Below are 4664 nucleotides of genomic sequence, written 5' to 3' on the forward strand. Positions count from 1 at the left end.
TAAGAGACAGCTCATAGATCAATAACGGATCTATAAATGTGATTAACGTACGATGTTTTCCGTTTCCCAAGCGGACCTCCTAACTCAGGGGAGGCTGGAACCTTTTTCCTTTTTGCCCACGGTTAGTCTTTTTTGCCTGATGGCGAGTCAATAAAACGGGAAAGCATCGTCGCGATCGCTTTCCCGTTTTGTGTCACCCCTCCGTCAACACCATCATGTGTTGAAGGGGGATGCCCCCATCTAGTCACTCACGTTATTCGTCGCGATAGACCTTGAGACCGGCGTAGGTCTGGCTGACCGGCATCATTTCCATCGTATTGATATTGACGTGTTCCGGCAGCGTCGCCACCCAGAAGACCGCCTCAGCGACATCTTCCGGCAGCAGCGGATTGGTTTTGTCGTAGGTCTGCTGCACCTTGTCTTCGTTGCCTTTAAAGCGAATGCCGGAGAATTCCGTGCCGCCCACCAGCCCGGGCTCCAGATTGGTCACGCGCACCCGGCTGCCGTACAGGTCTGCGCGCAGTCCCAGACTGAACTGACGGACGAACGCTTTCGTCGCGCCGTAGACATTGCCGCCGGCATAGGGCCAGTTACCAGCGGTGGAACCGATATTGATAATGTGACCGGCGTTCTTATTCACCATTTCCGGCAGCAGGGCGCGGGTCACGAAGACCAAGCCTTTGTTATTGGTATCGATCATGGTTTCCCAGTCGTTGACGTAGGCTTGATGCGCAGGTTCCAGCCCAAGCGCCAGCCCGGCGTTGTTCACCAGCACGTCAATTTTGCGCCACGCGGCGGGCAGGGAGGTGATAGCCTGATCGATCGACTTCTGGTGGCGTACGTCCAGACGCAGCGTATGCAGCGAATCGCCAAACTCTTCTTTCAACACATCCAGACGTTCTTGACGGCGGCCGCAGGCGATAACCCGGTGGCCTTCCTTGATGAAACGACGGGTTATTGCCTCACCAAATCCAGCGGTGGCTCCAGTAACAAAAATAATCATGTCAGTTCCTCTTTACTGCGCGATGGTCATTCCAATCATGGTCGATAGGGGCGATATTTCAACTCAGGGCTAAAAACTGAGGGCAAAGACGGGCGAATTCGGATTTATCGGTGTTAATCACGTCAGACGCTCCGAAAACGGGGGCTGCGTATTTCGTGTCAGCGATAGCTTTACACTCCTTTACGATCCTATCAAGGAGTATTAAATCCTGTGTCTTCATGAGCAACGGTATTTTCTGTTCGCGTAAATATGTAACAATCACAAGACGTTATGCTTTTGTGGTCCGTAACAGCGGGAGATATATGAAAAACAGCGACAATCATTTGCAGTCGGTCGATAAGCAGTTTGGGGAGCAGGCTCAGGCCTACTTAAACAGCGCTGTGCATGCACAGGGCGCAGACCTGCAGGCCTTGGCGCAGAGACTTCAGGGTAAATCCACGGCAAATGTGCTTGATCTGGGGTGTGGCGCCGGACACGTCAGTTTCACCGTCGCGCCCAAGGTAGCCCATGTGGTTGCCTACGATCTCTCCCCGCGAATGTTGGATACCGTGTCATCGGCCGCCAAAGATAAAGGACTGGATAATATCTCGACCCTACAGGGCGTGGCGGAATCCTTACCGTTCGACGACGCCAGTATGGATGTGATCATCAGCCGCTATTCCGCACATCATTGGCAGGACGTCGGTCAGGCGTTGCGCGAGGTGAAGCGCGTTCTGAAACCGGGCGGCGAAGCTATTTTTATCGATGTGGTCTCACCCGGACATCCCGTACTGGATGTGTATTTGCAAACGGTGGAAATCTTGCGGGACACCTCGCACGTTCGCGATTACACGCCGGGCGAATGGCTGACTTTCTTCACGGAAGCCGGACTGAAAATTGCCTCGGTGGAATGCTCACGGCTGCACCTTGAATTCTCCAGTTGGATAACCCGTATGCGTACGCCGGAACATTTCGTGACGGCGATACGCGAGCTTCAACGCCACGCTTCTGCAGAGGTAAAACGTCATTTTGCTATCGAGGAAGACGGATCTTTTTCTAGCGATATGGCAACGCTGATCGTGAGGTGTTAAGTTGCTTGTTACCGTCCTGTCGGTTATCCGTCCCGCTTAAACGCTTCTCTGCGGGGCGAACTCATACTTAACGCCCGGTGCTATTCATGCCGGTGGAGGACTTCATCGTGTCGACGCCTGCTTCGCTGTCTATAGGACTCCTGCTTTTCCCCGGATTGACCCAGCTTGACCTGACGGGGCCGCATGAAGTTTTCGTGCGTGCTCCAGGGGCTAATGTTCATCTCATCTGGAAAAATTGTGACCCTGTCACGGCGGATAGCGGACTGAAACTGATCCCCTCTACCACCTTCGCAGAGTGCCCCAAACTGGATATTCTCTGCGTTCCCGGAGGGCCGGGCCAAATTGCGCTGATGGATGACGACGAGACGTTGGCATTTTTACAGCGTAAAGCGCAGGAAGTGAGCTGGGTGACGTCAGTGTGCACCGGTTCGTTGATTTTAGGTGCGGCAGGATTGTTGCAAGGCTTTCGGGCCACAACACATTGGGGATCGCTAGACCAACTTACGCTACTGGGTGCAACACCAGTGTCTGAACGCGTTGTGATAGACCGTAACCGCATCAGCGGCGCGGGCGTCACATCGGGGATCGATTTCGCGTTGACGGTGGTCGCAGAGATCTACGGCGCTTCGGCGGCACAGCGTATTCAGCTCCAGTTGGAGTACGATCCGGAACCGCCGTTTGTGAGTGGCTCTCCACGTACCGCCGCGCCTGAGCTGGTTGCTGATGTCCGTCGAAACCAGGCCGCGTTTGTCGCGCGGCGACGGGAAGCAACGGAGAAGGCGGCGGCCAAATTGTTCGGCCTACCGCCTGGCACATAAACCTCACGTTTTAACCCTCGGACGAGATCTCCTGCCGGTCGGCTTCCACCGCTTCGTACAGGCGTTCCAGCACGTCAGGAATGGCGGACTGCACGCGGTTCCAACTGGGGACGAACGGCTTGTCTCCGGGGCTTTCGCTAAAAATCTGCCCGGACTGCGTGATGACGTCAGCGAAGAGTTCGACGGCCGACTCTTCGGTGTGACGGTCGAAGTGCAGGCCGTTCATCCTGGCGTCATGCTCGAACGAATCGATCATGTCCAGCGCTGTGCGGTAGTAGGTGGCGCGCAGGACGCGAAAAGAGTCGGTGGTGATATTCACGCCCTGAATCGCGAGTTTACGGTAGAGCGCTTTGGTGATGTCCATCGCCATACGCTGCAGTCCGGTATTCGGATTACTTTCCGACATCGGCTGATGCTTGTGGTCATAGTTATCCGCGATATCCACCTGACAGATGCGGCTGGTCGCTGTCCCTCGATGAATTTCCGATAACACGCCAATTTCAAGCCCCCAATCGCTCGGTACCCTCAGGTTCCGGAGGACGTGACTGCGCATCGCAAATTCGCCAGAGAGCGGGTAACGGAAACTGCGCATATATTCCAGAAAATCCGAGTTGCCGTAGACGTTTTGCAGTGACTTGAGCAGAGGGAAGACCAACAGGCGGCCAACGCGACCATTCAGCTTTCCTTCCGCCACACGGGCGTAGTAGCCCTTACAGAAGTCGTAATGGAAGTGGGGGTTGGCAATCGGGTAAAGCAGGCGTGCCAGCATACTGCGATCATAGGTGACAATGTCACAATCATGCAGGGCGATACAGGACGAACGGCGAGACGCCAGAATGTAGCCCACGCAGAACCACACGTTACGGCCTTTTCCCGGTTCCATCGGCGCCAGACCTTTTTCAGCCAGTTCCTGACTTAGCTTGGTCAGACGTGGGCCGTCGTTCCATAAAATCCGGTGGCGCTGAGGCAGGCGCGAGAAGAATGAATGAGCAAACTGAAACTGATCGCGGTCGGCCTTGTCCAGTCCAATGACGATTTCGCCCAGATAGGGGACTTGCGCCAACATATCCACAATGTTGCCAAGAGCCGGGCCTTCCAGCTCGGAAAACAAAGAGGGCAGAATCAGGCCCATGCTGTTTTGGCCTGAAAAAACCTGAAGGTCGTATTCCAACTCTTCCACGCTGCGCTGGGTCAGGTTATGGAAGTTGGTGATAATGCCATCCTGATAAAAATCGCTCATGCCTTCACTCTCCCTTAATAATACATCGTTAAATTAATAAGTTATGATTTGACTGAGGTAGTGGCTGAGACCTTCGCTCCAGCCTTGAGGTCCGGTAAATTCCGTACGGTAGACCTCGCCACGATATTGTGGTGACAATGTCACTTTATCGCTGACGGCCCCCTTGATGATGACGGCGTGCTGCGTCGCCTCCAACAGGGAACGATCATTTGGCCCGTCGCCGAGTCCTAATGTGGTTATCGCGGAACCGGACCGTTGTTGATAATGCGTTGTCAGCCATTCCACCGCATGGCCTTTGCTGACGGATTCACCCATCACATGATAGAAACGGCCGCCCTGTGTTAACGCAAGCTGATACAGCTTGAGACAAGCGGCAAAGCGTTCCAGTTCAGTGTTATTGCCCAACCAGATTAACGGCTCTGAACCTTCCCGACGCCGCGCGAGCGTCGCGTCCCCCAGAGGAAGCCCGGTGATATCGGCCACTTCGGCGTCGGTCATATCCGAAAATCCCCTGAAATTAAAGGCCTGTTCCG

At 54.7% G+C, this 4664-nt stretch carries 5 protein-coding genes; 2 read left to right on the forward strand and 3 right to left on the reverse strand.

The features are described 5' to 3' along the window. Positions 1 to 253: 253 nt before the first annotated feature. Positions 254 to 1003, reverse strand: coding sequence for a bifunctional NADP-dependent 3-hydroxy acid dehydrogenase/3-hydroxypropionate dehydrogenase YdfG (ydfG, locus tag Q7O77_RS14810; RefSeq protein ID WP_304168852.1), 750 nt, complete (start codon positions 1001 to 1003; stop codon positions 254 to 256). Between the two features lie 302 nt (positions 1004 to 1305). Between ydfG and Q7O77_RS14815 the strand changes: the two genes are divergently transcribed. Both Q7O77_RS14815 and Q7O77_RS14820 read left to right on the forward strand, forming a co-directional pair. Further along, positions 1306 to 2073 carry a class I SAM-dependent methyltransferase gene (locus tag Q7O77_RS14815; RefSeq protein ID WP_304168855.1) on the forward strand — a complete coding sequence of 256 codons (768 nt, stop codon included), beginning with the start codon at positions 1306 to 1308 and terminating at the stop codon, positions 2071 to 2073. 107 nt (positions 2074 to 2180) lie between these two features. Continuing rightward, positions 2181 to 2891, forward strand: coding sequence for a DJ-1/PfpI family protein (locus Q7O77_RS14820; protein ID WP_304168863.1), 711 nt, complete (start codon positions 2181 to 2183; stop codon positions 2889 to 2891). 10 nt (positions 2892 to 2901) lie between these two features. Here Q7O77_RS14820 and Q7O77_RS14825 read toward each other — a convergent pair whose 3' ends face one another. Further along, the gene (locus Q7O77_RS14825; protein WP_304168858.1) at positions 2902 to 4131 is read right to left on the reverse strand and encodes a glycosyl transferase; all 1230 of its coding nucleotides are present in this window, start codon (positions 4129 to 4131) and stop codon (positions 2902 to 2904) included. Between the two features lie 33 nt (positions 4132 to 4164). Next, the coding region (locus Q7O77_RS14830; RefSeq protein ID WP_304168861.1) for a mannosyl-3-phosphoglycerate phosphatase at positions 4165 to 4664 on the reverse strand (500 nt) is incomplete at its 5' end.

The organism is Lonsdalea britannica (genome assembly GCF_946477055.1).
Taxonomy (GTDB): Bacteria; Pseudomonadota; Gammaproteobacteria; order Enterobacterales; family Enterobacteriaceae; genus Lonsdalea; species Lonsdalea britannica_A.